This is a genomic window from Halobacillus sp. BBL2006 (genome assembly GCF_000786645.1).
In the GTDB taxonomy this organism is placed as follows: domain Bacteria; phylum Bacillota; class Bacilli; order Bacillales; family Halobacillaceae; genus Halobacillus.
Genome location: NZ_JRNX01000380.1, coordinates 1 through 3314 on the forward strand (window position 1 = coordinate 1; position 3314 = coordinate 3314).

The 3314-nt window shown below is 45.7% G+C and carries 3 protein-coding genes; all 3 read right to left on the reverse strand.

Going from position 1 to position 3314, the window contains the following annotated elements; all coding sequences use genetic code 11:
* A partial coding sequence (locus LD39_RS11810; RefSeq protein WP_035546665.1) for an acyl-CoA dehydrogenase family protein occupies positions 1–759 on the reverse strand: 759 nt, incomplete at its 3' end.
* 541 nt (positions 760–1300) lie between these two features.
* Positions 1301–2527 carry an ABC transporter substrate-binding protein gene (locus LD39_RS11815; protein WP_035546663.1) on the reverse strand — a complete coding sequence of 409 codons (1227 nt, stop codon included), beginning with the start codon at positions 2525–2527 and terminating at the stop codon, positions 1301–1303.
* Between the two features lie 39 nt (positions 2528–2566).
* Positions 2567–3274 carry an ABC transporter ATP-binding protein gene (locus LD39_RS11820; RefSeq protein WP_035546669.1) on the reverse strand — a complete coding sequence of 236 codons (708 nt, stop codon included), beginning with the start codon at positions 3272–3274 and terminating at the stop codon, positions 2567–2569.
* Between the last annotated feature and the right edge of the window lie 40 nt (positions 3275–3314).

Consider the following 3314-nt stretch of genomic DNA (forward strand, 5'->3'; position numbering starts at 1 on the left):
TTGACCGCATGCTCCGGCTGCTACTGTAAACCGACCATTATCTAACGCTGACATGGCGATTTTAAAACCTTCCCCTTCTTCTCCAAGCAGGTTTTCTTTAGGTACTTTCACTTGGTCGAAAAATAGCTCTCCCGTGTTTCCGGCTCGAATTCCCAGTTTTCCTTTGATTCCCTGGGAGCTGAAACCAGGCATTGTCCGCTCAACAATAAAAGCAGAGATGCCTTTGTGTTTTTTACTTTTATCTGTATAAGCAAAGACGAGGAAGTGGTCGGCATGGTCACAGAGAGAAATCCATGTTTTCTGACCGTTCAAGATATAATGGTCGCCTTCTTTAGTTGCTGTCGTTTTCAAAGAAGCAACGTCAGACCCGGCATTCGGTTCGGTCAAACCGAATGCGCCTACTTTTTCTCCTTTTGCCTGTGGAATGAGGTACTTTTGTTTTTGCGCTTCACTGCCCCATTGGAGAAGCGTCATGCTGTTCAAACCGGTGTGAACAGAAACCGCAGTACGAAAAGCCGTATCCCCACGCTCCAATTCCTCACAGACAATCGCCAGTGTGTTGTAATCCATGCCGCTTCCGCCGTACTGTTCAGGAATACAAACCCCCATCAAATCAAGCTCAGCTAAACGTTTCATAATCGAAGGCTCAAAATGTCCTTTTTCATCCCATTCCTGAATATAAGGATTGATTTCATTGTCGACAAATTTACGAACCACCCGCTGGACCATTTCCTGTTCTTCTGTCAGTTCAAAGTTCATCATCTGCTCGTCCTCCTTGTCATATAGTGAGAAGAAGCCAGTCATGAGCACTGGCCTCTCTAGAATAATCAATTTATAAAACGCTGTTGGTTTTGGATTTTAACTGTTAATATCCAATAAAGAATCAGTTCCGTTACTAATGATAGAGAACTGGGGTCAGGGAAACGACTCGCTTTCCGTGGGCGTACGCTGAGCCTCCTCAGGCTGTGTCTTCCGGGCTCTCACCATGTCCGCAAATCCCACAGGAGTCTCCTCGTTTCCCTTCCCCTTTTAACCATATATGGAATGAACGGAACCCAATTGAGGTGTCTCTAATGCTTTAGTAACGAATGTATCTATCCAGGTGTTGATGGGCGGAAATTGGCTAGACTCCTGCAAAAAAACGGGCATGAGAGACCCCGCAGCGTAGCGAGGAAGCTCGCAGGTTCGTCCGCGGAAAGCGAGTTAATTTGCACCCATCAACAATCCCTTTATAAATACCATCTTGTTCCTAGATTAATAGCTAAACTTCAACATCAAGATTCTACAAATCTAATAAAATTTACTGTTCTACATCAATGGATACAATTTCACCATCTTCTACAGCAACGATCCGTAAGCCCGTGATTAGGCCGCCCTCGTCTGTCACTTTCTTAATTGTGTACACCTGCTTCTCTTCAGGAATCGCATCAAGACCATCCTGGACATGGGCACGAATCGCTTCAGGATCCTCAACAGTTCCCGCCGCTTTCATCGCTTCCATGAACGCATACATGGCCACATAATTATAGCCGGCTTCCGAGCCAGGTTCTTCTCCGTACTCTTCTTTATATTTTTTAATGAATTCTTCTGTACCCGGGTAATCAGAGTAAATTAAAGGTGTGACGCCAACCGCACCGTTGAATGTTTTCAAGTCGCCCGTTACGGTTTTCATCTCATCTAATTTCGCCTGGTCCATCACGATGAATCCACCTTCAAACCCAAGTTGTCTCGCCTGATCTGCCACTTTTGCCGTCGGCTCAGATGGACCGCCGATAAAGAGGACATCCGGATTTTTTTTCAATGCATTGGTTACCAATGTAAAGAAATCTGTATCTTTAGAGAAGTCGATGGAAGAGTTGTAAACAACCTCTCCTCCCTGCTCCTTCCAATACGGCATCAGCGTTTCTGTCCAGTCTTTCCCATACTGGGAAGACGTCGGGAGTGCGGCAATTTTCTTACCGAAGTGTTCCATCTCATAGCTTGTAAATGGCTCGATATAGCCATCATAGCTAGGAGGGATTCGGACCGTAAGTTTGTTTCCAGCTTCTGTGACTGCCGGCTCACTCGTATATGCTCCGATTAGAAATTTATCCTGTTGTTCATTGAATACTTGCATTGCCTTCACCCCACCGCTATGCGGCGTGAATATGATCGGTGTATCGTTTTCTTGCAAGAGACGCTTGGCGTTCGCTGCTGTTTCATTCGGTAAGTATTTGTCATCCAAGCTGACGAGATTCAATTTATAAGTTTGTCCGTCGACATCAAAACCGCCATTGTTATTGATTTCTTTAACCGCTAATTTCAACCCGTTCAGCGTACGTTCTCCATAATAGGCTGCGGGTCCGCTTAACGGCCCTGAATAACCGATGTTAACGACTTCCTCTCCTTCGGCTGTTTCAGGTGCTTCCGATTCACTTTCCGTTCCGCCATCACCAGCCGCCTGATTGGAAGGGTTATCTATGCAACCAGCAAGCACGAACAGAAACGATAACATCAGTAAAAAAGCAGAAACTCGGATCATTTTCATTTGTAATCCTCCTCATTTAAATGGGTGTTTCCTAAAACACTAAGCACCAATGTAAGCTTTTCGGACGGTGTCGTTTGTCAACAATTCCTCCGCTGAACCTTGAACTACAATCGACCCATTTTCGAACACATAACCTCGGTCAGCGATTTTCAAAGCCGCATAGGCATTCTGCTCCGCTAACAAAACGGTCGTCCCTTCCCGATTGATTTTTTGAATAACTTCAAACATCTGTTCAACAATCAGCGGAGCTAGTCCAATGGATGGCTCATCTAAAAGCATCAGCTTAGGCTTTGACATCATCGCTCGTCCGATCGCAAGCATTTGCTGCTGGCCGCCACTTAAGGACCCGGCGGCATTCTCTTTTTTCTCATGTAAAATCGGAAATAGCTCATAAACGTGCTCGATCGACTGTTTCACCTGTTTCCGCTTCCGTCTATGGATATACGCCCCCATAATCAAGTTTTCATGAACACTCATTTGCGGGAAAAGCTTGCGATCTTCCGCACATTGAACTACGCCAGCTTGTACAATGCGATCAGGAGAAAGACCGTCCAACGTTGAACCTTCAAAACGAATGGTCCCGGCACTCGGCTTTTTCAAACCGCTGATCGCATTGAACGTCGTACTCTTCCCTGCTCCGTTTGAACCAAGAAGCACGACAAGCTCTCCTTGACCGACACTAATGTTCACATCCTCAACTGCGTTATAGCTCCCGTATTTAACCGAAACCTTTTTCATCTCAAGCACTGGCGTCACCCCCAAGATAAGCTTCAATTACGGCTTGATT

Coding starts and splice junctions, on each gene's coding strand:
- LD39_RS11815 (WP_035546663.1), bottom strand. CDS start 2,527: ATGAAAATGATCCGAGTTTCTGCTTTTTTACTGATGTTATCGTTTCTG.